Annotated in this window: 19 protein-coding genes; 9 read left to right on the top strand and 10 right to left on the bottom strand. The window is 70.2% G+C overall.

The features are described 5' to 3' along the window. Positions 1–74 precede the first annotated feature (74 nt). On the top strand, positions 75–1211 hold the full coding sequence (locus ACSQ2B_RS11425) for a pyridoxal phosphate-dependent aminotransferase (protein ID WP_436049924.1): 1137 nt from the start codon (positions 75–77) through the stop codon (positions 1209–1211). On the opposite strand, the gene ACSQ2B_RS11420 is transcribed toward ACSQ2B_RS11425, so the two are convergent. Next, a complete protein-coding gene (locus ACSQ2B_RS11420; RefSeq protein ID WP_436049923.1) occupies positions 1204–2064 on the bottom strand; it encodes an MBL fold metallo-hydrolase in 861 nt (286 codons plus the stop codon). The two genes, ACSQ2B_RS11425 and ACSQ2B_RS11420, sit on opposite strands and share 8 nt — an antisense overlap. Before the next feature lie 71 nt (positions 2065–2135). On the opposite strand from ACSQ2B_RS11420, the gene ACSQ2B_RS11415 reads away from it, so the two are divergent. From ACSQ2B_RS11415 to ACSQ2B_RS11405, 3 genes are read left to right on the top strand one after another with little or no spacing between them, the layout of a single operon-like run. Then, a complete protein-coding gene (locus tag ACSQ2B_RS11415; protein ID WP_436049921.1) occupies positions 2136–2510 on the top strand; it encodes an ArsR/SmtB family transcription factor in 375 nt (124 codons plus the stop codon). Then, on the top strand, positions 2467–3000 hold the full coding sequence (locus ACSQ2B_RS11410; RefSeq protein WP_436049920.1) for a rhodanese-like domain-containing protein: 534 nt from the start codon (positions 2467–2469) through the stop codon (positions 2998–3000). The genes ACSQ2B_RS11415 and ACSQ2B_RS11410 overlap by 44 nt, the downstream gene beginning before the upstream one ends. 4 nt (positions 3001–3004) lie before the next feature. Next, a complete protein-coding gene (locus tag ACSQ2B_RS11405) occupies positions 3005–3781 on the top strand; it encodes a sulfite exporter TauE/SafE family protein (RefSeq protein WP_436049919.1) in 777 nt (258 codons plus the stop codon). On the opposite strand, the gene ACSQ2B_RS11400 is transcribed toward ACSQ2B_RS11405, so the two are convergent. Further along, entirely contained in the window at positions 3778–4260 is a 483-nt protein-coding gene (locus ACSQ2B_RS11400) for a J domain-containing protein (RefSeq protein WP_436049917.1), read from the bottom strand. The genes ACSQ2B_RS11405 and ACSQ2B_RS11400 overlap by 4 nt on opposite strands. 235 nt (positions 4261–4495) lie before the next feature. Between ACSQ2B_RS11400 and ACSQ2B_RS11395 the strand changes: the two genes are divergently transcribed. After that, positions 4496–4768 (top strand): BolA family protein, encoded by a 273-nt coding sequence (locus ACSQ2B_RS11395; protein ID WP_436051009.1) that lies wholly within the window; start codon positions 4496–4498, stop codon positions 4766–4768. A 185-nt stretch (positions 4769–4953) separates the two neighbouring features. On the opposite strand, the gene ACSQ2B_RS11390 is transcribed toward ACSQ2B_RS11395, so the two are convergent. From ACSQ2B_RS11390 to ACSQ2B_RS11375, 4 genes are all read right to left on the bottom strand, one after another. Continuing rightward, positions 4954–5328: a response regulator gene (locus ACSQ2B_RS11390; protein ID WP_436049915.1), complete on the bottom strand. Its 375-nt coding sequence runs from the start codon at positions 5326–5328 to the stop codon at positions 4954–4956. 309 nt (positions 5329–5637) lie between these two features. Further along, positions 5638–6915 (bottom strand): HlyC/CorC family transporter, encoded by a 1278-nt coding sequence (locus ACSQ2B_RS11385; RefSeq protein ID WP_436049913.1) that lies wholly within the window; start codon positions 6913–6915, stop codon positions 5638–5640. Beyond that, positions 6912–8042 carry a 3-dehydroquinate synthase gene (gene aroB / locus ACSQ2B_RS11380; RefSeq protein WP_436049912.1) on the bottom strand — a complete coding sequence of 377 codons (1131 nt, stop codon included), beginning with the start codon at positions 8040–8042 and terminating at the stop codon, positions 6912–6914. Before aroB ends, ACSQ2B_RS11385 begins: the two co-directional genes overlap by 4 nt. After that, entirely contained in the window at positions 8039–8587 is a 549-nt protein-coding gene (locus tag ACSQ2B_RS11375) for a shikimate kinase (RefSeq protein WP_436049911.1), read from the bottom strand. Before ACSQ2B_RS11375 ends, aroB begins: the two co-directional genes overlap by 4 nt. A 184-nt stretch (positions 8588–8771) precedes the next feature. On the opposite strand from ACSQ2B_RS11375, the gene ACSQ2B_RS11370 reads away from it, so the two are divergent. Together ACSQ2B_RS11370 and ACSQ2B_RS11365 are read left to right on the top strand one after the other, a co-directional pair. After that, the gene (locus ACSQ2B_RS11370; protein WP_436049910.1) at positions 8772–9905 is read left to right on the top strand and encodes a hypothetical protein; all 1134 of its coding nucleotides are present in this window, start codon (positions 8772–8774) and stop codon (positions 9903–9905) included. Then, positions 9902–10819 carry a site-specific tyrosine recombinase XerD gene (locus tag ACSQ2B_RS11365; RefSeq protein ID WP_436049908.1) on the top strand — a complete coding sequence of 306 codons (918 nt, stop codon included), beginning with the start codon at positions 9902–9904 and terminating at the stop codon, positions 10817–10819. Before ACSQ2B_RS11370 ends, ACSQ2B_RS11365 begins: the two co-directional genes overlap by 4 nt. A gap of 230 nt (positions 10820–11049) precedes the next feature. Here ACSQ2B_RS11365 and ACSQ2B_RS11360 read toward each other — a convergent pair whose 3' ends face one another. Both ACSQ2B_RS11360 and ACSQ2B_RS11355 read right to left on the bottom strand, forming a co-directional pair. Continuing rightward, entirely contained in the window at positions 11050–11964 is a 915-nt protein-coding gene (locus tag ACSQ2B_RS11360) for a glycine zipper 2TM domain-containing protein (protein WP_436049907.1), read from the bottom strand. Between the two features lie 188 nt (positions 11965–12152). After that, a complete protein-coding gene (locus ACSQ2B_RS11355) occupies positions 12153–12761 on the bottom strand; it encodes a DUF2306 domain-containing protein (RefSeq protein ID WP_436049906.1) in 609 nt (202 codons plus the stop codon). Positions 12762–12882: 121 nt separating this feature from the next. Here ACSQ2B_RS11355 and ACSQ2B_RS11350 point away from each other — a divergent pair, with 121 nt between their 5' ends. Next, positions 12883–13647, top strand: coding sequence for a LytTR family DNA-binding domain-containing protein (locus ACSQ2B_RS11350; RefSeq protein ID WP_436049905.1), 765 nt, complete (start codon positions 12883–12885; stop codon positions 13645–13647). Between the two features lie 75 nt (positions 13648–13722). Further along, entirely contained in the window at positions 13723–14682 is a 960-nt protein-coding gene (locus ACSQ2B_RS11345) for an acetyl-CoA carboxylase carboxyltransferase subunit alpha (protein WP_436049904.1), read from the top strand. A gap of 125 nt (positions 14683–14807) precedes the next feature. On the opposite strand, the gene ACSQ2B_RS11340 is transcribed toward ACSQ2B_RS11345, so the two are convergent. Continuing rightward, the gene (locus ACSQ2B_RS11340; protein WP_436049903.1) at positions 14808–15815 is read right to left on the bottom strand and encodes a beta-eliminating lyase-related protein; all 1008 of its coding nucleotides are present in this window, start codon (positions 15813–15815) and stop codon (positions 14808–14810) included. Between the two features lie 159 nt (positions 15816–15974). Continuing rightward, entirely contained in the window at positions 15975–18731 is a 2757-nt protein-coding gene (gene secA, locus ACSQ2B_RS11335) for a preprotein translocase subunit SecA (RefSeq protein ID WP_436049902.1), read from the bottom strand. Positions 18732–19085 lie beyond the last annotated feature (354 nt).

Here is a 19085-nt window from a genome sequence, read left to right as displayed (position 1 = left end):
GCTGTCCCTCCCCATTAAGGGAGGGAGGGGGCAGGGTGCTTGTCGCCCGCTCGCCCCCCGGCTAACCCCATCTGATGTCCGCCGAGATAGCCCCCTTCTACGCCATCCAGCTCAGCCGTATCGCCCACGGGCTGAAGGCGCAGGGGCGCTCGATCGTGCACATGGAATTCGGCCAGCCGTCGACCGGCGCGCCGAAGGCGGCGCTGGCGGTGGCGCACCGGGTGCTGGACGCCGAGGCCATGGGCTACTGGGAGAGCGCCGAGCTCACCGCCCGCATCGCCCGCCATTATGACGAGACCTATGGCGTGCGGATCCATCCCGAAGAGGTGATCCTGACCTGCGGCGCCTCGCCGGCCCTGGTGCTGGCGCTGTCCTCGGCCTTCGAGCCCGGAGACCGGATCGCGCTCGCCCGGCCAGGCTATGTCGCCTACCGCAATGTGCTGAAGGCGCTGCACATGACGCCGGTGGAGATCCCCTGCGGAGCGGAGGTCGGCTACCAGCTGAGCGCCGAGGCCCTCGCGGCGGTCCATCCGGCGCCGGCGGGCGTGATCGTCGCCAGCCCCGCCAATCCGACCGGCTCGATCATCGCCCCCGACGAGCTGGCCGCCATCGCCGCGGTCTGCCGGGAGCGTGGGATCCGTATCGTCTCCGACGAGATCTACCACGGGCTCAGCTACTCGGGCGCGACCCGCTCCATGCTGGAGTTCGACGGTAGGGCGCTGGTGGTGAACAGCTTCTCGAAATATTTCAGTATGGCCGGCTGGCGGCTGGGCTGGCTGGCAGCCCCCGGGGAGGCCGCTGCCCGCGCGAGGGCCTATGTCGGCAACCTGTTTCTCACCGCGCCCTCGCTCAGCCAGCACGCGGGCCTGGCGGCGATGGACGCGCGCGACGAGCTGGACGGGCATGTGGCGGTCTACCGGCGCAACCGCGAGCTGCTGCTGGCGGCCCTGCCGAAACTGGGTCTCGCCTCGATCGCCCCGCCGGACGGGGCCTTCTACATCTGGGCCGATATCGGCCACCTGACCGACGACAGCCTGGCCTTCTGCGAGCGGCTGCTGCGCGACACCGGGGTGGCGACGGCGCCGGGGCTCGACTTCGATCCGGTCGACGGCCATCGGTTCATGCGCTTCAGCTTCGCCGTCTCCACCGCCGAGGTGGAGGAGGCGATCGCCCGGATGATCCCCTGGTTCGCGGCCCAGCCCCTCAGGTGAAGGTGACCGGCAGCTTCAGATAGACCTGGCCCTGGGCCGTCGCCGGGGGCAGGGCGCCGGCGCGGATGTTCACCTGCAGCGACGGCAGGATCAGCGCCGGCGGGGCGAGCGTTGCGTCGCGCGCCCTGCGCAGGGTGACGAAGTCCGCCTCGCTGACGCCGTCACGGATGTGGACGTTGGCCGCCCGCTGCTCGGCGACGGAGCTCTCCCAGCGAACTTCGGTGCGGCCGGACGGCAGATAGTCGTGGCCGACGAAGATGCGGGTCTCGGGGCCAAGGGCGAGGATCCGCCGGATCGAGCGGTAGAGAGCCTGCGCGTCGCCGCCCGGGAAGTCGGAGCGCGCCGTGCCGTAGTCCGGCATGAAGAGGGTGTCGCCGACAAAGGCCGCATCGCCGACCAGAAAGGTTACGCAGGCGGCGGTGTGGCCCGGCGTCTCCAGCACCTGGATTGTCAGGTCGCCGAGCGGCAGGACGGCGCCGTCCTCCACCAGCCGGTCGAAGGCCTGGCCGTCGGCGCCCACGTCGTCAGCTTCGAACAGCGGGATGAAGGTCTTCTGCACCTCGGTGATGCGTGAGCCGATCACCACCGGGGCGCCGGTCTTGCGGCGGATGTAATCGGCCGCCGAGAGGTGGTCGGCGTGGGCGTGGGTCTCCAGCACATAGCGGAGGTCCAGGCCCTGTTCGCGCACGGCGGCCAGCATGGCGTCGGCGGACGCGGTCGAGAGCCGCGCACCTTTCGGCTCGAAATCCAGCACCGGGTCGATAAGAGCGCAGGCGCGGGTCTGCGGGTCGGAGACCAGGTAGGAGACGGTCGAGGTCGCGGGATCGAAAAAGGCTTGTACGGCGGGTTGCATGGTCGGAGCCTCGCTTTGGCGTCCTTCATATTAGAAGTAGCTAAATTAGAATCAACGAATATATTGGGCTCATGTTCGATCTCACGAACTTCGACATCACCCGGTTCGAGGCCAGCGCGACGGAGGCGGCCAAGCTGCTGCGCGCGCTCGCCAACGAACGGCGGCTGATGATCCTGTGTCAGCTGGCGGACGGCGAGCGGTCGGTGGGGGAGCTCCAGCCCCGCGTCGGCCTCTCGCAGTCGGCCCTGTCCCAGCACCTCGCGGTGCTGCGCCAGGAAGGCGTCGTGGCGACCCGCCGTGACGGCCAGACCATCTGGTACCGGATCGAAGACCCCGCCGCGCTCAAGGTGGTGGCGACGCTCGCCGAGATCTTCTGTCCTCCAGACATGAAGCAGGCCCACGATGTGCGCTCGACTGACCCCGCTGACCCCCAAGGAGGTGGCTGACCGGCTGGCCGCCGGCCGCGCCGTCCTGGTCGACATCCGCGAACCCGACGAATTCGCGCGCCGCCATGTGAAGGGGGCGCGTCCCCTGCCGCTGTCGCGTTTCGAAGCTACGCATCTGAAGGTCGATCCGGCCAAGCACGTGGTCTTCACCTGCCGCTCGGGCATGCGCACCGAGAGCAATGGCGAACGGCTCGCGGCCTGCGTGGAAGGCGAGACCTTCATGCTGGCCGGCGGCGTCGACGCCTGGGCCGCGGCGGGCCTGCCGGTCGAGACCGACGCCAAGGCGCCGCTCGAGCTGATGCGGCAGGTGCAGATCGCCGCGGGCGCTCTGGTGCTGCTGGGCGTGGCGCTGGGCTTGCTCGTCCACCCGGGGTTCCTCGGGCTTTCAGCCTCGGTGGGAGCCGGCCTGACGCTCGCCGGCGTGACCGGCTTCTGCGGCATGGCGCGGTTGCTCGCCCTGGCGCCCTGGAACCAGCGCCGGGCGGCCTGAGCCGATGGACCTGCCGCTGTTCGCCTACGGCCTGGCCGCGCTCGGCGGCGCGCTCATCGGCCTGCTGCTCGCCGTCTTCGGCGGCGGCGGATCGGTGCTGGCGACACCCTTGCTGATCTATCTGGTGGGAGTGCGCGACCCGCATGTGGCGATCGGCACCGCCGCGGCTGCGGTCGCGGTCAATGCGGTGGCGGGCCTGGCCGGCCAGGCCAAGGCGGGTCGGGTGAAGTGGCCCTGCGCCAGCGTCTTCGCCCTCTCCGGCCTGGCCGGATCGCTGACCGGCGCGCATTTCGCCAAACAGGTCGACGGCCAGCGGCTGTTGATCTGGTTCGCCGCGGCCATGGCCGGGGTCGGCCTCTCCATGCTCCTGCCCAAGCGTGGGACGGGGGATCCGGGCGTCCACCTGACGCCGGCGCTTGTCTGGAAGCTGGCGCCCGTGGGACTGCTCACCGGCCTGGCCGCCGGCTTCTTCGGCATCGGTGGCGGATTTCTGATCGTGCCGGGCCTGATGGCGGCGACGGGCATGACGCTGGCCCACGCCGCGGCCTCCTCGCTGGTGTCCGTCGCCCTGTTCGGGACCGCGACCAGCGCCAGCTACGCCGCCTCCGGGCTGATCGACTGGCCGGTGTTCGCCGCTCTGGTGGTCGGGGGCGGGGCCGGCGCGTTCGCGGGCGCTCCGCTGGCGCTGCGGCTCGCCGGCCACGCAGACCTCGCCCGACGGATCTTCGCCCTGATGGTGATCGCCACCGCCGGCTATGTGGCCTGGCGGGCGCTGGGTTAGACCATGCCCGCCTTGCGCAGCGACTGGTAGGCGCGGATGACTTTCTGCAGGCGCTGCTCGCCGGCGCGGTCGCCGCCGTTGGAGTCTGGGTGCAGGCGGCGCACCAGCTCAGTGTAGCGGGCCCGGATCTTCGGCCCGTCGGCGTTCACATCGAGATCGAGCTCGGCCAGGGCGTTGCGCTCGATCTTGCCGATGTTGCGCGCTTCCGGCTCCGGGGCGCGCTTCGGCCCGGCGCCGCCGCGGCCGAACAGGTTGAAGGGGTCGCGGTAGCCCTCGCCCTTGTGGACCTTGGCGGTGAAGCTCGCAGCCTCGCGCGAGAATCGCCCGGCCTTCATTTCCCAGGTCGGACGCCCGCCGGTGAACAGGTCGTCCTGCTGGCGCTTGCGCACCTCGCCTTCGCTCATGCCGGCGAAGAAGTCCCAGTTGCGGTTGTACTCGGCCGCATGCGGCTGACAGAACCAGTAGTGCTCGCTGAGCATCTCGCGCGATTTGGGCGCGCGCGCGCTGGCCGCCGCGCGGCACCCGGGGTGGTCGCAGGGTCGCTCGCCCGGTTTGAGGGCGTTGACGTCCTGTTCAGCCGCCTTCGCTTCGTCCTCGGCTTTCGAGGGCGGGCGAACACGGATGTCCAGGAACTTAGGCTTGTATTGAAACGCGCCGGGCATGTGGCCAGTATGGGGGGAGGATCTTTTCGTTCAAGAATTGAAGATGCCGTTGATGGGCGCCATAGCTAAAGTGATCCGCGACAAGTTGACCGATGCCTTCCAGCCGACACGGCTGGAGGTGGTGGACGACAGCGCCCGACATCATGGCCACGCCGGGGCGACCGAGGGCGGCGAGAGCCATTTCAATGTGCTGATCGAGGCCGAGGCCTTCGCCGGAACCGCCAAGGTCGCCCGTCAGCGGATGGTCTATAGCACGCTCTCCGAAGAGCTGGCCGGGCCAGTTCACGCGCTCTCTGTCCGCGCGCTGGCGCCGGGCGAGGCGTAGGACGCCCCACTCATCCATCCGTCATGGCCGGGCCCCGTCCCGGCCACCCATGAACGGCGAAGGTGCAGGACGATCTTCGTCTCTCCATGTGCATGGTTTCCCGGCACGAGGCCGGGAATGACGGTGGGGGAGAGAGGCGGAGCCTGCGCGGGCGATGACGGAAAGCGATAATTCGGGGCCAGTCCCTAAACCCCGGCCTTGATCTTCAGCTCGCCCAGCACCCGGGCGAGGTCGGCTTCGCGGAACGGCTTCTGCAGGACCGGGGCGCCCCGGTCGACGTCGCGCAGGCCGGCGTCGCCGTAGCCGGTGGCGAAGGCGAAGGGCGCGCCCTTTTCCCGCAGGAGGTCGGCCAGCGGGAAGATCGGCTGGCCGCCGAGGTTCACGTCCAGCACCGCGCAATCGAGCTCGAGCTCGCGGGCGAGCGTCAACGCCTCGTCGAGGCGTGAGGCGGGACCGACGATGGTGCAGCCCAGATCGGTCAGCATGTCTTCGATCAGCATCGAGACCATCATCTCGTCTTCGACGACGAGCACCCTCAGGCCGTCCAGCTCATTGGTCATTGTCGGGCTCCAAGGCGGCTTGCAGTGTCGAGGTCCCCGATTGGTTTGTCGGCTCGGAGGGAGCCGCAGCGCGTCGCGGATGCAGCTGGCGTCATCGAGGGCTTGCGACGGGCCGCCGTAAGATCTGGCGGGGCGGCGGCGCTGAACTTAGACATAGGACGGACGATCACCCCAATGGATCAAGCTTAGCTAAACGACACCGTCCCTCGTTCAGTTCCAAATGGATTCCTCTTTGAGATTCGAGCGTCAAGCATCGGAGGGCGGATTGCGCGCCCAGGCTGCAAGATTGTCGCTCACAGCCCCAGAAGTCTACTCATCGTGGGGGACCGGCGGCCAGATCTGCAGAACGGTGATTTGGTTCCGCATGCGCTCGGCGACCTTGAATCGCTGCCGGTGGAAGGTGAAGACCTGGCCGACTTCGGGAATCCGCTGGGCTTCGTTGATCAGCAGGCCGGCGACGGTCACCGCCTCGTCGTCCGGCAGGTCCCAGTTCATGGCGCGGTTGAGGTCGCGGATGGTGACCGAACCGTCGACCATCACAGCCCCGTCCGGGCCCGGACGGACGCCGGCGACCGCGACGTCGTGCTCATCCTCGATCTCGCCGACGATCTCCTCGAGGATGTCCTCCAGGGTCACCAGCCCTTTCAAAGCGCCATATTCGTCGACCACCAGGGCGAAGTGGTTCTGGCGCTTCAGGAAGGCGGCCAGCTGGTCCTTGAGGCTGGTGGTCTCGGGAATGAACCAGGGCTCGCGCAGGATGGCGGCGATGTCGAGCGCCTCGATCTTGCCGTCCGCGGCGGCCAGCGCCTGCAGGAGGTCCTTGGCGTGCAGGACGCCGATGATGTTTTCCGGCTCCTCGCGGTAGATCGGCAGGCGCGAGTGGGCGCTGGCGAGGGCCTCGGAGAGGATTTCCCGCGGCGGCAGGTCGCCGTCGATCATCGAGATCCCCTTGCGGTGGACCATCACTTCGCTGACGTCCATTTCGGCGAGGTCGAGCACCCCGCCCAGCATCCAGCGGTCGTGGGTCTCCACCAGGCCTTCGGAGTGGTGGTACTCGACCGCGCCGCGGATCTCCTCGTGGGCGGCCAGGACGTCGAGCTCCATGCCCAGCTTCACCCCGAACAGGCCGAGGGTTTTCCGCACGATCCACTGGATCGTGTAGATCACCGGGCCGAACAGCTTCACGACCAGCAGGGTCGGGCCGGAGAGGAAGCGGGCGACGTCGTCCGAGCGCAGGATCGCCAGCGTCTTCGGCAGAACCTCGGCGAAGACCAGCACCAGCACCGTCATCACGCCCGTGGCGACGGCCACGCCCAGGGCGCCCGGCACCGCGGCGGTGATCACCTGGGTCGCCAGCGCCGAGGCCAGGATGTTGATCAGGTTGTTGCCCAGCAGGACCGCCCCGATCATCGTCTCCTGATCGGAGATCAGCCGGTTCACCCGCCGCGCGCCGCGGTCGCCGTCGCGCTCCAGCTGGTGCATGCGGGCGCGGCTCGCCCCGGTCATCGCGGTCTCGGCGGCCGAGAAGAGGGCCGAGATCGCCAGCAGGCCGAAGAGGATCGGCGCGAGCGCGAGAACGGCGGTCATCTGCCTTCTCCTTCGTGCATCTGGGCGCCTTCGGAGACCAGGAAGCGGCGCACGGCCTCGGCGTCCACGTCCTTCGCCACGAAGGCGTCGCCTAGGGCGCGGGCCAGGATGAAGGTCAGCTGGCCGGCTTCGGCCTTCTTGTCCTGGGCCATGTGCCGTACCAGGCGGGCGGCGTCGAACGGGTGGCCCGCGATCTCGTCCAGGCGGGTGGGCAGGCCGGCCCCGGCGATGGCGGCGGTGGCGCGGGCGGCGTCCTGGCCGGCGCAGAGCCCTTGGGCGGCGGAGAAGCGGAAGGCGAGCGCCTGGCCGGCGGCCACCGCTTCGCCGTGCAGCAGGGCCGCGCCGTAGCCGGTCTCGGCCTCGAGCGCGTGGCCGAAGGTGTGGCCGAGGTTCAGGAGGGCGCGGCGACCCTGCTCCTTTTCATCCTCGGCGACGATCTCGGCCTTCATTTCGACGGACCGCGCGACTGCGCGGGCGAGGGCTGCGGGTTCGCGCGCCAGCACCGCGGCGCTGTTGGTCTCCAGCCATTCGAAGAAGCCGAAATCGCCGAGCAGGCCGTATTTGATCACTTCCGAATAGCCGGCGCGCATCTCGCGGTCGGAGAGGGTCGACAGCACGTCGAGGTCCGCCAGCACCAGCCTGGGCTGGTGGAAGGCGCCGACCAGATTCTTGCCGCGCGGGGTGTCGATCGCGGTCTTGCCGCCCACCGAGGAGTCCACCTGGGCCAGCAGGGTGGTGGGGATCTGCACGAAGTCGATGCCGCGCTTGTAGATGGCCGCGGCGAAGCCGGTGAGGTCGCCGACCACCCCGCCGCCGAAGGCGGTGACGATGTCGCCGCGGTCGAGCTCCAGCGCCAGCAGCCGGTCGGTGACGTCGGCCAGCCCCTCGAAGCTCTTGGTCTGCTCGCCGGGCGGCACGATCACCGGATGGACCGCAAGGCCCGCGCCCTCCAGCGACGCCGTCAGCGCGGCCCCGTGCAGGCCCCAGACCGTCTCGTCGCTGACCACCGCCAGCCGCTTGCGGCGGGCCAGCGGCGCGATCCGGCGCCCCGCCTCGGCCAGCAGGCCCGGGCCGATCACCACGTCATAGGCGCGCGCGCCGAGCCCCACGGGGACGCTGCGGCTCATTGGGAATGTTCCTCGGCATAGGCGCTCAGCGCGCGGAGCAGCTGGTCGACGGTGACATGGTGAGCGGCGTCGCCGGTCTCCACGGTGATGTCGGCCTGGGCATAGGTCGGATAGCGGGCTTCGGCCTGGACCTTCAGCACCTCCATCGGGTCCTTGCCGATCAGCAGGGGGCGGGTGTCCTTGCGGCCGATTCGGCGGGCGAGGACCTCCAGGTCGGTCTTCAGCCAGACCGAGACCGCCTTCGCCTTGATCATCTCGCGGGTCTTGGCGTCCATGAAGGCGCCGCCGCCGGTGGCCAGCACATGAGGGGGCTCGTCCAGAAGGCGCTGGATCACCCGACGCTCGCCGTCCCGGAAGGCGGGCTCGCCAAGCTCGGCGAAGATGTCGGGAATCGACCGCCCGGCTGCAGATTCGACTTCGGAGTCGACGTCGCGGAACGGCAGTCCCAGCGCATTGGCGAGCCTGCGGCCCACGCTCGACTTGCCTACTCCCATGAGGCCGACCAGGGCGATGGTGCGACGGCGCAGCGGTTCGAAACGGTCCATGAATAGCGAAGGCTTACACGAGGCGACGGTCTCGCGCCAACATCGCGCCCAGCGTATGGTCGCTCCCATGTGGCGCATCCTGGCCGTGACGGCCGCCCTGACCCTCTCCAGTCCGGCCGCGTCGGCGTTTGCTCAAGCCGTTGATGGGCAAGCCGTTGAAGGCCAAGTCGTCGAGGGGAGGGGCGTGGAGGTCGCGCCGCTCGCCGCCCCCGACGCCTTCTCCACCGCAGGCCGCCAGACCGGTCTCGCCCAGGATCTCTGGCGCGACGCCTCGGTCGATACGCTGAACGCGGTGCTGCCCAAGCTCGCAGCCCGGCCGCTGTCGCCCGCCGCCGCGGCTCTGGCGCGGCGCGTGCTGGCGACCGGCGCGCCGGGGCCCAGGGGGCTGGGCGCCGACCCCGCGGCGCTCGCCGCCCGGGCGGCGGCCCTGGTCGCGCTGGGCGACGTCAAGGCCGCCTCGGCCATCCTCGCCCGTTCGCCAGGGCTCGACCGTAGCGCCGAGCTCTCCCGCGGGGCGGCGGAAAGCGCGCTGCTCTCCGGCGAGGACGCGCGCGCCTGCGCCGTCGCCGAGGCCCTGACGGTCGGGCGCGAGGACATCTACTGGCTGCGCCTGCGCGCCTACTGCCAGGCGATCGGCGGCCGCGCCGACCAGGCGCAGCTGACCTTCGACATCGCCCAGGCCCAGGCCCGCGACGTGGTCTTCGGGCGGCTGATGGGGGCCAAGCTGGCCGGCGGCGGCGATCCCGGAGCGCCCTCGCTGCGCAACGGCCTCGACTACGCCCTGTGCCGTAGCCTCGGCCTGGACCTTTCCGCCGCCAAGCCTGCGCCGGCGGTGGCCTCGGCGCTGGCCGGCGCCGATCCCGCCGAGCCGGCCTGGACGATCCCCGCCGGCGATTCGGACCGGCTCGCGGCGGCCCGCGCCCTGGCCTCGGGCCAGCCGGTTCCGCCGGAGCTCGTCGGGCGCCTGCTCGACGCCGCGCTGAAGGCCGAGGCGGCTGTGCGGCCCGCCGCCCAGGCCACCGCCCTCATCGTCGCCGCCTACGCCGGGGCGCCCGGGCCGGACCTGCGCGGCTGGCTGGCGGCGCTCAGCCTGCCGGAGGGGCGTACGCCGGCGGGCCGCAGCCTGGCGCTCGCCGCCGCGGGCCAGGACCATCTGCCGGGCGAGACCGCCCTGCTGGCGCTGTGGAGTTGCGCGGAGGCCGGCCCCGCGGGTCTCGCCCCAGCCGAGCGGGCGCGCATCGTCCAGGCGCTGCGGCTGGCCGGCCTCGACGCCGACGCCCGCAACTTCGCGGTCGAAGGGCTGCTCGCCCTTCCATGAGCGGCAAGGGCGGTTCCTGGGCGGAAGCCTTCCTGGAGATGATGTCCGTCGAGCGGGCGGCGGCGAAGAACACGCTCACCGCCTACGCCCGCGATCTCGTCGACGCCGGCGGGTTCCTGAGCGCGCGGGGCCGCGATCTTTCGGACGCCTCCGCCGAGGATGTCGAGGCCTATTTCGCCGACCTCGGCGCGCGCGGCCTGTCGCCGGCCACCGCCGCACGCCGCCGCGCGGCGGTCCGGCAGTTCTACCGCTTCGTTCTCGGCGAAGGCTGGCGCGCCGACGACCCGTCCCGCAGGGTCGAGGCGCCGAAAAAGGGCCGGTCCCTGCCCAAGGTGCTGAGCCGCGAGGAGATGGATCGGCTGATCGCTGCGGCCAGCGCGCGCGACGGCGCCCAGGGCCTGCGGCTGGGTTGCATGGTCGAGCTGGCCTACGCCTCCGGCCTGCGGATCTCGGAGCTGACCGGGCTGACGCTGGCGGCCCTGGCGCGCGATCCGGCCTATCTGATCGTCAAGGGCAAGGGCGGCAAGGAACGGCTGGCGCCGCTGAACGAGACCGCCCGGGCGGCGGTGAAGGCCTATCTGGAGATCCGTCCGCGGTTCCTGCCGAAGGGCGACAAGGCCAATCCGTGGCTCTTCCCCTCGCGCGGGGCGGCCGGCCGGCTCACGCCGCGCCGTTTCGCCCAGATGCTCGACGAGGCGGCGGCCGACGCCGGCATCGATCCGGCCCGGGTCAGCCCCCACGTCCTGCGCCACGCCTTCGCCACCCATCTGCTGGAGGGCGGGGCGGACCTGCGCGTCGTCCAGACCCTGCTCGGCCATGCCGACATCGCCACCACCCAGATCTACACCCACGTCGCCGGCGACCGGCTGCGCGAGGTGGTCGAGACCAAGCATCCGCTGGCGAAGAAGGGCTGAGGGCGAGCGAGCGCATCAAAAATGCCAGTCATCCCGGACAAGGCGCGAAGCGCCGCAGATCCGGGACCCAGGGCCGCCGGCACTGCAGAACCCCCTGGGTCCCGGCTCTCCGCTTCGCTCCGGCCGGGATGACGGAGAAGATTGAGCTCAACTGCGATCACCCTGCCTGACCAAAAAAGAAGCCGCCCCCTTCGGAGCGGCTCCTGCTCAATGGCTCTCTCCGAACCAACCTAACCCGTCACGCGGTAACGGCCGTTGCTGTCGGGGCAGACCCGGACGTAGCGGTAGTCGCGGTCGTTGACCGGGGCCGGGGCGAGGCGGCAGCGGCGGTTGCGGTAATAGGCGGCGCGATCGTCGCGGTAGACGTCGTCGGAGACGCGGTAGGGAACCGTGTCGTTGTAGGTCCAGTAGGCGCCGCGCTGGTCGCACTTGTACTTGTCGCTGGCGTGGCCCACGGCGGCGCCAAGGCCGGCGCCGACCACGCCGCCCAGGACCGCGCCTTCGGTGCGGTCGCCGCGACCGGCGACGTTGGAGCCCAGCACGCTGCCGGCGATCGCGCCGATGATGCCGGCGGTCACGGCCGAGTTGTTGTTGCAGCGGATCGGGGCGGTGTAGGCGGTGTCGCGGCCATAGTAGCCGGCCGAGGGGGCGGAGGCCCAGCGCTGGTCGTCCCAGACGGGGGCCGGCCCGTAGGCCCGGGCATAGGCGCCGTAGCCGCGGCGGGCGTCATAGTCGGCGCGGCGCGCCTCCCAGTCGGCCAGCCGGCGCTCATAGTCGGCGCGGGCGGCGCGATAATCGCCCGAGGGCGGAGCCGAGGCCCAGCGGCGGTCGTCCCAGACGGGCGCTGGCCCATAGGCGCGGGCATAGGCGCCGTAGCCGTAGCGGGCGTCATAGGAGGCCCGGCGGGCTTCCCAGTCGGCCATCCGGCGGTCGTAGTCGGCGCGGGCGGCGCGATAGTCCGCCCGCTGGTCGCGATAGACGTCGCGCTGGGCTTCGTACTGGTCGCGCTGGGCGTCGTACTCGCGCTGCCGGGCGATATAGTCCTCTGTGGGGCGATAGGGGCTGCCGTAGCCCTGGGCTGCGGCCGGCGCGACGGTCGCCAGCGCCAGCGCGGAGGCCATCGCGGTCTTCAAGACGGGATGCATCTGTCTAACTCCGTTTTCTCCTCGAGCGCGGCAGCTTGTCAGGGCAGGGTCCGCGCGGTCGTGAAGACGCGCCCAGTCCGCCTCCGCCCCCCGATCGGATTACGGGCCATGGCTTGACTTCAGCCGCTTTAACGAACGGCGGTGTGCGACAGTTGCAACGGCGTCAAAAACCGGGCCGCGCCGTCTCATCACGCCGCCGCCAGGCCGCGCTGGCGGGCGAGCAGCAGCTCTACGACGATCAGGTTCGGGATCCAGGAGAGGAAGGCCATGGCGCGGTAGGCGTCCAGCATCGACATGCCGGCGAGCGGCAGGACGGCGAGGCCCAGGCGCAGCGTCACGGCGGCGAAGGTGAGCGCAAAGGAGCGGATCATCCAGGCGCGGTGCTCGGCGAACCGCCGCTGCAGCGCCAGCCGCCAGGCCTGAACCGTGGTCGCGATCCAGATCACGGCGAGACTTGCGAAGCCCGCGGTGGCGATCGGGCCGGCGGTTGAGCCCCAGGCCAGGACGAAGCCGCTTAGGCCGCCGACGATGCAGCCCGCGGCGTAGGTCCGGCCGAGCCAGCGATGGACCTGCGGGCGCAGGCGGCGAAGCGGACCCACGAACTGTCCGGGCCCCGCCAGCAGCGCGGTCGCGGCGCCGGCGACGTGCAGATTGAGCCAGGGATTGCGGAAGGCGTTGCGCAGGATGTCCGGCGCCAGCGGTCCGATCCCCAGCAGGTAGCGATAGGAGACGAGGGCGACGGCGACGCTCAGCAGCGCCATCAGGCTCCAGGCGAGGCGGTTGGAAAGTTGCAGCATGTCGATGTCCCTGCGAGTGGTGCTCGCAGATTGCCGAAGCCGGCCCGCCCGGTTAGGGCAGTTTGCGCGAACGGCGCCGTTCCTGCGTGAACGGCGCCGCAGGAACCGGACCGAGTATTTCATGACCGATCCGCGCCTGCTGAACCCCTGGGCCCGCCGCGCCGCCGACCTGACCCTGCTGGTGGTCATCGGCCTCTTCATGGGCTTCGTCGGCGCCTACGGAACCGACCGGATTCCCTCCGGCCCGCGCTTTCTCTACTGGACGGCCTGCATCGTCGGCGGCGGCGTGGTCGGCCTGTCGCTAGACGCCCTGGTCGCCGCGCGGACGGAGCGGTTCTGGTTGCGGATCGCCGCCACCAGCCTGCTGATGACCCTGCCGGTGGCCCTGTGGGTGATCGGGGTCGGCCATGTGCTGGCGGACGGCGCGGTCAGCCTGGCGGCCTACGCCCGGCTCCTGCCGCAGGTTCTGGCGGTCTCTGCGCCGATCATGGCCATCCGCGCGGTGATCTGGCGGCCGTCGCGGGCGGTGGTCGAGACCCGCACCATCGTCGAGCCGCCGCTGCCCGAGGCCGAGGCGGTCTTCCGCCGCCGGCTCTCGGCGAGGCGCCGGAGCGCCCGGCTGATCGCCGTCGAGGCGGAGGACCACTATGTGCGGGTCCATACCGAGGCGGGGTCGGAGCTGGTCGCCCTGCGCTTCGCCGATGCGCTGGAAGAGCTCGCCAGGGCCCACGGACATCAGACCCACCGGTCGTGGTGGGTGGCGGCCGAGGCCATCCGCGGCGGGCGCTGGCGGCGCGGCGCGGGCGAGCTGCGTTTGGATGGCGACTTGACCGTGCCCGTCAGCCGGACCTATGCGGGGCGGCTTCGGGCGGCGGGCTGGCTGTAGCGCCGCTCTTGTGAGCTTGGGCCTTCCCGCCTAATTTCCGCCGCCTCGCGAAGCACTTGGGAGCGACGCCCTCGAATGGCCCTGCATTATCTCGAGTTCGAGCGGCCGATCGCCGAACTCGAAACCAAGATCGAGGAGCTGTCCAAGCTCTCCGAGACCGCCGGTCCCGACGCCTTCGAGGCCGAGATCGAGGGCCTGCGCGCCCGCGCCCAGAAGATGCGGCGCGACGCCTATAGCAATCTCGACGCCTGGCAGAAGACCCAGGTCGCCCGCCACCCGGACCGGCCGCACTTCGTCGACTATCTCGCCGACGTGATCGACGACTTCGTCGAACTGCACGGCGACCGGGCGTTCGGCGATGACCAGGCGCTGATCGGCGGCCTCGGCCGGCTGCGCGGCCGCCCGGTGGTGGTCATCGGCCACGAGAAGGGCCGCGACACCGCCACCCGCGTGAAGCACAACTTCGGCTACGCCCGGCCGGAAGGCTACCGCAAGGCGGTGCGCCTGATGGAGCTGGCCGAGCGCTTCGGCCTGCCGGTGCTCAGCTTCATCGACACCGCCGGCGCCTATCCCGGCATCGCCTCGGAAGAACGCGGCGTGGCCGAGGCGATCGCCCGGTCGACCGAAAAGTGCCTGATGCTCGGCGTGCCGAACATCGCCATCATCACCGGCGAAGGCGGCTCGGGCGGGGCCATCGCCATCGCCGGGACCAACCGGGTGCTGATCCTGGAGCACGCCATCTATTCGGTGATCGCGCCGGAAGGGGCGAATTCCATTCTTTGGCGGGGCGCGCGTTCAGGGGCCGACGCGGCCCGGGCGATGAAGATCTCCGCCCAGGAGCTGCTGGCCATGAACATCGTCGACCGGATCGTCCCCGAGCCGGTCGGCGGCGCCCATTCCGACCGCGAGACCACCATGCGCAACGTGGCCGACGCCCTGGAGCAGGAGCTGGCCGGCCTGGACGGCCTCTCGCCCGAGGCGCTGAAGAAGGCTCGCGCCGACCGCTTCTACGCCATCGGCCGGACGCTGCAGTAGCGGCACGGCCTTACAAATCCCGTCATCCCGGACGGCCGAAGGCCGAGCCGGGACCCAGGGGCAACCGCACTGCAGAACCCCCTGAATCCCGGCTCTCCGCTTCGCTACGGCCGGGATGACGAAATTTAGATGAGCGTCCGCAGCGTTTCGCTGAGCTCTTCCACCGCCGCTTCGGTCGTCGCCCAGGAGCAGACGAAGCGCACGGTTCCGTCGAGGAACCGGTAGGCGAACCAGCCAGCGGCATGCAGCCGGGCCAGCGTCGGCTCGTCCATCTCGACGAAGACGGCGTTGGCCTCCACCGGATGGACGACTTTGAACGGCATGGCGGCGGCCAGCCTGGCGGCCATGGCGTTGGCGTGGGCGGCGTGGCGCAGGAGAGCCCCGTCCTGCAGCATGCCGATGAAGGGCGCGGCGTAGAAGCGGCCCTTGGAGGGCAGCTGGCCTGCCTGCTTCAGGCGCGCGTCGATGCGCCGGGCCAAGCCTGGGTTGAGGATCACCAGCGCCTCGGTAGGCGGCATCCCGGCCTTGGCCCCGCCGAGCACGAAGAGGTCGACGCCGAGGGCTGCGACGCGTTTCAGGTCGAAGCCCGCCGCCGCGGCGTTGGCGATCCGCGCCCCGTCGAGATGGACGCCGTAGCCCCGCGCCTTCGCCGGCCGGATCAGCCGCTCCAGCTCTTCCGTCGAATAGACCGTGCCGAACTCGGTGGCGTTGGTCAGCGACAGCGCTGCGGCGGGCTGGCGATAGGAGACGTCCGGCTGCTCGATGGCGGCGTCCAGCGCCGCGGGGTCGATCCGCCCCGAGGGGCCGGGCAGGCGGATCAGTCCCACGCCCTGGCCGAAGAAGCCGGGCGCGCCGGTCTCGTCGGTGCAGATGTGGGCGTGCTCATGGGCCAGCACCGCCTCGAAGGGACGGGCCAGGGCGGCGACCGAGATGGCGTTGGCGGCGGTGCCGGAGGCCACGAACCGCACCTCGGCGTCGACGTCGAGCAGGCCGCGCACTAGGTCGGCGGCGCGGGCGCTGACGGCGTCCGTCCCGTAGCCGGAGGTGAAGCCCGAGTTCGCCTCGACGATCGCCGCCATCGCCTCGGGCGTGGCGGGGGCGGTGTTGTCGGAGGCGAAGTCGTAGCGGGCCATCAAATCGCTCCGGGCAGAATCCCGCCGCCGGAACGCCCCCTCAGTCGCTTCGCGACAGCTCCCCCGCAAGCGGTGGAGTATCTACGGCCCAGATCCTCCACCGCGCAGCGGGGGAGGTGGCTCGCGCAGCGAGACGGACGGGGCGTTTGGCGCCGATTCCTAAACCAGCGCCCCGTGGCAGTGCTTGAACTTCCGGCCCGAGCCGCAGGGGCAGGCGGCGTTGCGGCCGGTGGCCTCCCAGCCTTGCGGCAGGGCGGAGACCGGCAGGGCCGCGCGCTGATCGACCGGCAGGCCGTCGGGTAGGGCGCCCATATGGGCGGCGTTCTCGCCGGTCAGCGGGTCCACATGGATCTCGAACATCTGGCCGGGCGGCGGCTGCGGCGGCTCTTCGAACTGGAACTCCACCGTCATCAGCCAGCGGGTCACGCTCTGGCGCACGTCGACCAGCAGCTTTTCGAAGAGGGTGAAGGCCTCGGTCTTGTACTCCTGCAGCGGGTCGCGCTGGCCGTAGCCGCGCAGGCCGATCACGTTGCGCAGGTGGTCGAGGTGCATCAGGTGCTCGCGCCACTGCAGGTCGATCATCTGCAGCAGGAAGCTCTTCTCGACCGAGCGCATGTGGTCGCCGACCTGGGCCTCGCGCTCGGCGACGCGGGCGTCGGCGGCGGCGACGATCCGCTCCTCTATCTCCTCGTTGGCGATGCCGTCCTCGGCGGCCCACTCGGCGAGCGGCAGCTCCAGGCCCAGGTGCTCGCGCACATGGGCGTCGAGGCCTTCGATGTCCCACTGCTCGGCATAGGCCTTGGGCGGCAGGTGGCGGCCGACGAAGTCGGTGATGGTGTCGCGGCGCATCTCGGCGATCACGTCGGAGATGTCCTCGGCGGCCATGAACTCCGCGCGCTGCTCGAACACCGCCTTGCGCTGGTCGTTCACGACGTCGTCGTACTTCAGCAGGTTCTTGCGGATCTCGTAGTTGCGCTGCTCGACCCGCTTCTGGGCGGTGGCGATGGCCGAGTTCAGCCACTTGTGGGTGATCGCCTCGCCGTCCTGGACGCCGAAGGTGCGCATGATCGAATCCAGTCGCTCGCCGGCGAAGATCCGCAGCAGGTCGTCCTCGCAGGAGAGGAAGAACTTCGAGTGGCCCGGGTCGCCCTGACGACCGGTCCGGCCGCGCAGCTGGTTGTCGATCCGGCGGCTCTCGTGCCGCTCGGTGCCCAGCACGAAGAGGCCGCCGGCGGCCAGCGACTTGGTCTTCAGGTCGGCGATCTCGGTCTCGATCTCCGCCTTGCGATGGACGGCCATTTCCGGCGTCACTTCGACGCCGAGGCCGCGCTGCTCGTCGCGCCAGCGGGCGACCTTCATGTCGACGTTGCCGCCGAGCTGGATGTCGGTGCCGCGGCCGGCCATGTTGGTGGCGATGGTCACTGCGCCCGGCACGCCGGCGTCGGCGACGATCAGGGCTTCCTGTTCGTGGTAGCGGGCGTTCAGGACGTTGTGCGGGATGCCGGCGATGGTCTTGCCGTCGATCTCGAACTTATGCGCCTTGAGCAGCTCCGACAGCTGCTCGGACTTCTCGATCGTGACCGTGCCGACCAGGATCGGCTGGCCGCGCTTAAAGCAGTCCTCGATCTGGGCGACGATCGCCCGGTTCTTCTCGGCGCCGGTGCGATAGACCTCGTCGTCGTCGTCGATCCGCGTCACCGGCCGGTTGGTCGGGATCTCGACCACTTCCATCTTGTAGATGTCGTGGAATTCCTGCGCCTCGGTCGCGGCCGTGCCGGTCATGCCCGAGAGCTTGGCGTAGAGGCGGAAGTAGTTCTGGATGGTGACCGAGGCCAGGGTCTGGTTCTCGGGCTGGATGACCGCGGCTTCCTTGGCCTCGATGGCCTGGTGCAGTCCTTCGGAGAGCCGGCGGCCCTGCATCATGCGGCCGGTGAACTCGTCGATCAGGATCACCTCACCGGCGCGAACGATGTAGTCCTTGTCGCGGGTGTAGAGGATGTTGGCGCGCAGGGCCTGGTTGACGTGGTGCACCACCGAGACGTTGGCGGCGTCATAGAGGCCTGCTGAATCCTCGGCCAGGTGGCCGCCTTCCTGCAGGATCTCCTCGACCTTCTCGGCGCCTTCCTCGGTCAGGATCACCTGCCGCTGCTTCTCGTCGTGCTCGAAGGTCGTCGGGTCCTTGATCAGCTCTTTGATGACCAGGTCGATGATCTTGTAGAACTCGCTGCGGTCCTCGGTCGGGCCGCTGATGATCAACGGGGTGCGCGCCTCGTCGATCAGGATCGAGTCGACCTCGTCGACGATCGCAAAGTTGTGGCCGCGCTGGACCATCTCGCCCGCGTCGTAGACCAGGTTGTCGCGCAGATAGTCGAAGCCGAACTCGTTGTTGGTCCCGTAGGTGATGTCGGCGTTGTAGGCGTCCTGACGCTGGCCCTGGCTCAGGCCGTGGACGATCACGCCCACGCGCATGCCGAGGAAGCCGTAGATCTGGCCCATCCACTCGGCGTCGCGCTGGGCCAGGTAGTCGTTGACGGTGATGACGTGCACGCCCTTGCCGGCGAGCGCGTTCAGATAGACCGGCAGGGTGCCGACCAGGGTCTTGCCTTCGCCGGTGCGCATCTCGGCGATGCCGCCCTGGTGCAGCACCATGCCGCCGACCATCTGCACGTCGAAGTGCCGCAGCCCGATCGCCCGCTTGGAGGCCTCGCGCACCACGGCGAAGGCTTCTTCCAGGAGGTCGTCGAGCGAGGTCCCGGAGGCGATCCTGGCCTTGAACTCATCGGTCTTGGCGCGCAGCTCAGCGTCGGAGAGCGCCTCGAACTTGGGCTCGAAGGCGTTGATCTTGCTCGCCCGGGCCGTCATGGCCTTGACCTTGCGGTCGTTGGAAGAGCCGAAGAACCGTTGGAAGATGCTCAAAGCAGGAAGGTCCGGTATTGCGGGGCGCCGGCGCGGCCATGCGCCTTTCGGCCCGTCGCCTGCCGGGAGAAACGCTCTTTTCAGGGCGGCCGAGACTTAAGCAGCGCCCCCCCAAGTGTCAACGCGGCGGGGAGCATCAGTGACGCTGTGCGGCCCCCTCCACCGCTTCGCGGTCCCCCTCCCCCTGGGGGGGAGGAGAGTCGAAGCTGCAGCTGCCTTTCTCCTCCCCCATTGGGATAAGGGGACCCCGAAGGGGGGGAGGGGGCTGCCGGGTTCCACAACCTTTGCACTTGCAGCCTTATATCGCTAGGGACGGGCGACCTGGCCGGGGGGCTGCGCTCGAGGCTTTTTTGG

Source organism: Phenylobacterium sp. LjRoot225 (genome assembly GCF_964252855.1).
In the GTDB taxonomy this organism is placed as follows: Bacteria; Pseudomonadota; Alphaproteobacteria; order Caulobacterales; family Caulobacteraceae; genus Phenylobacterium.
The sequence above is the reverse complement of the archived record's forward strand: the minus strand, read 5'-3'. Positions and strand labels throughout refer to the sequence as shown.

What these genes read in the sequence shown, in the direction of transcription:
- ACSQ2B_RS11340 (WP_436049903.1), bottom strand. Translation starts at nt 15,815, where the DNA reads ATGGCCCGCTACGACTTCGCCTCCGACAACACCGCCCCCGCCACGCCC.
- ACSQ2B_RS11355 (WP_436049906.1), bottom strand. Translation starts at nt 12,761, where the DNA reads ATGCTGCAACTTTCCAACCGCCTCGCCTGGAGCCTGATGGCGCTGCTG.
- ACSQ2B_RS11400 (WP_436049917.1), bottom strand. Translation starts at nt 4,260, where the DNA reads ATGCTCAGCGAGCACTACTGGTTCTGTCAGCCGCATGCGGCCGAGTAC.
- ACSQ2B_RS11425 (WP_436049924.1), top strand. Translation starts at nt 75, where the DNA reads ATGTCCGCCGAGATAGCCCCCTTCTACGCCATCCAGCTCAGCCGTATC.
- ACSQ2B_RS11350 (WP_436049905.1), top strand. Translation starts at nt 12,883, where the DNA reads ATGACCGATCCGCGCCTGCTGAACCCCTGGGCCCGCCGCGCCGCCGAC.
- ACSQ2B_RS11415 (WP_436049921.1), top strand. Translation starts at nt 2,136, where the DNA reads ATGTTCGATCTCACGAACTTCGACATCACCCGGTTCGAGGCCAGCGCG.
- ACSQ2B_RS11385 (WP_436049913.1), bottom strand. Translation starts at nt 6,915, where the DNA reads ATGACCGCCGTTCTCGCGCTCGCGCCGATCCTCTTCGGCCTGCTGGCG.
- ACSQ2B_RS11395 (WP_436051009.1), top strand. Translation starts at nt 4,496, where the DNA reads ATGGGCGCCATAGCTAAAGTGATCCGCGACAAGTTGACCGATGCCTTC.
- ACSQ2B_RS11360 (WP_436049907.1), bottom strand. Translation starts at nt 11,964, where the DNA reads ATGCATCCCGTCTTGAAGACCGCGATGGCCTCCGCGCTGGCGCTGGCG.
- ACSQ2B_RS11390 (WP_436049915.1), bottom strand. Translation starts at nt 5,328, where the DNA reads ATGACCAATGAGCTGGACGGCCTGAGGGTGCTCGTCGTCGAAGACGAG.
- ACSQ2B_RS11365 (WP_436049908.1), top strand. Translation starts at nt 9,902, where the DNA reads ATGAGCGGCAAGGGCGGTTCCTGGGCGGAAGCCTTCCTGGAGATGATG.
- ACSQ2B_RS11410 (WP_436049920.1), top strand. Translation starts at nt 2,467, where the DNA reads ATGTGCGCTCGACTGACCCCGCTGACCCCCAAGGAGGTGGCTGACCGG.
- aroB (WP_436049912.1), bottom strand. Translation starts at nt 8,042, where the DNA reads ATGAGCCGCAGCGTCCCCGTGGGGCTCGGCGCGCGCGCCTATGACGTG.
- ACSQ2B_RS11345 (WP_436049904.1), top strand. Translation starts at nt 13,723, where the DNA reads ATGGCCCTGCATTATCTCGAGTTCGAGCGGCCGATCGCCGAACTCGAA.
- ACSQ2B_RS11405 (WP_436049919.1), top strand. Translation starts at nt 3,005, where the DNA reads ATGGACCTGCCGCTGTTCGCCTACGGCCTGGCCGCGCTCGGCGGCGCG.
- ACSQ2B_RS11375 (WP_436049911.1), bottom strand. Translation starts at nt 8,587, where the DNA reads ATGGACCGTTTCGAACCGCTGCGCCGTCGCACCATCGCCCTGGTCGGC.
- ACSQ2B_RS11420 (WP_436049923.1), bottom strand. Translation starts at nt 2,064, where the DNA reads ATGCAACCCGCCGTACAAGCCTTTTTCGATCCCGCGACCTCGACCGTC.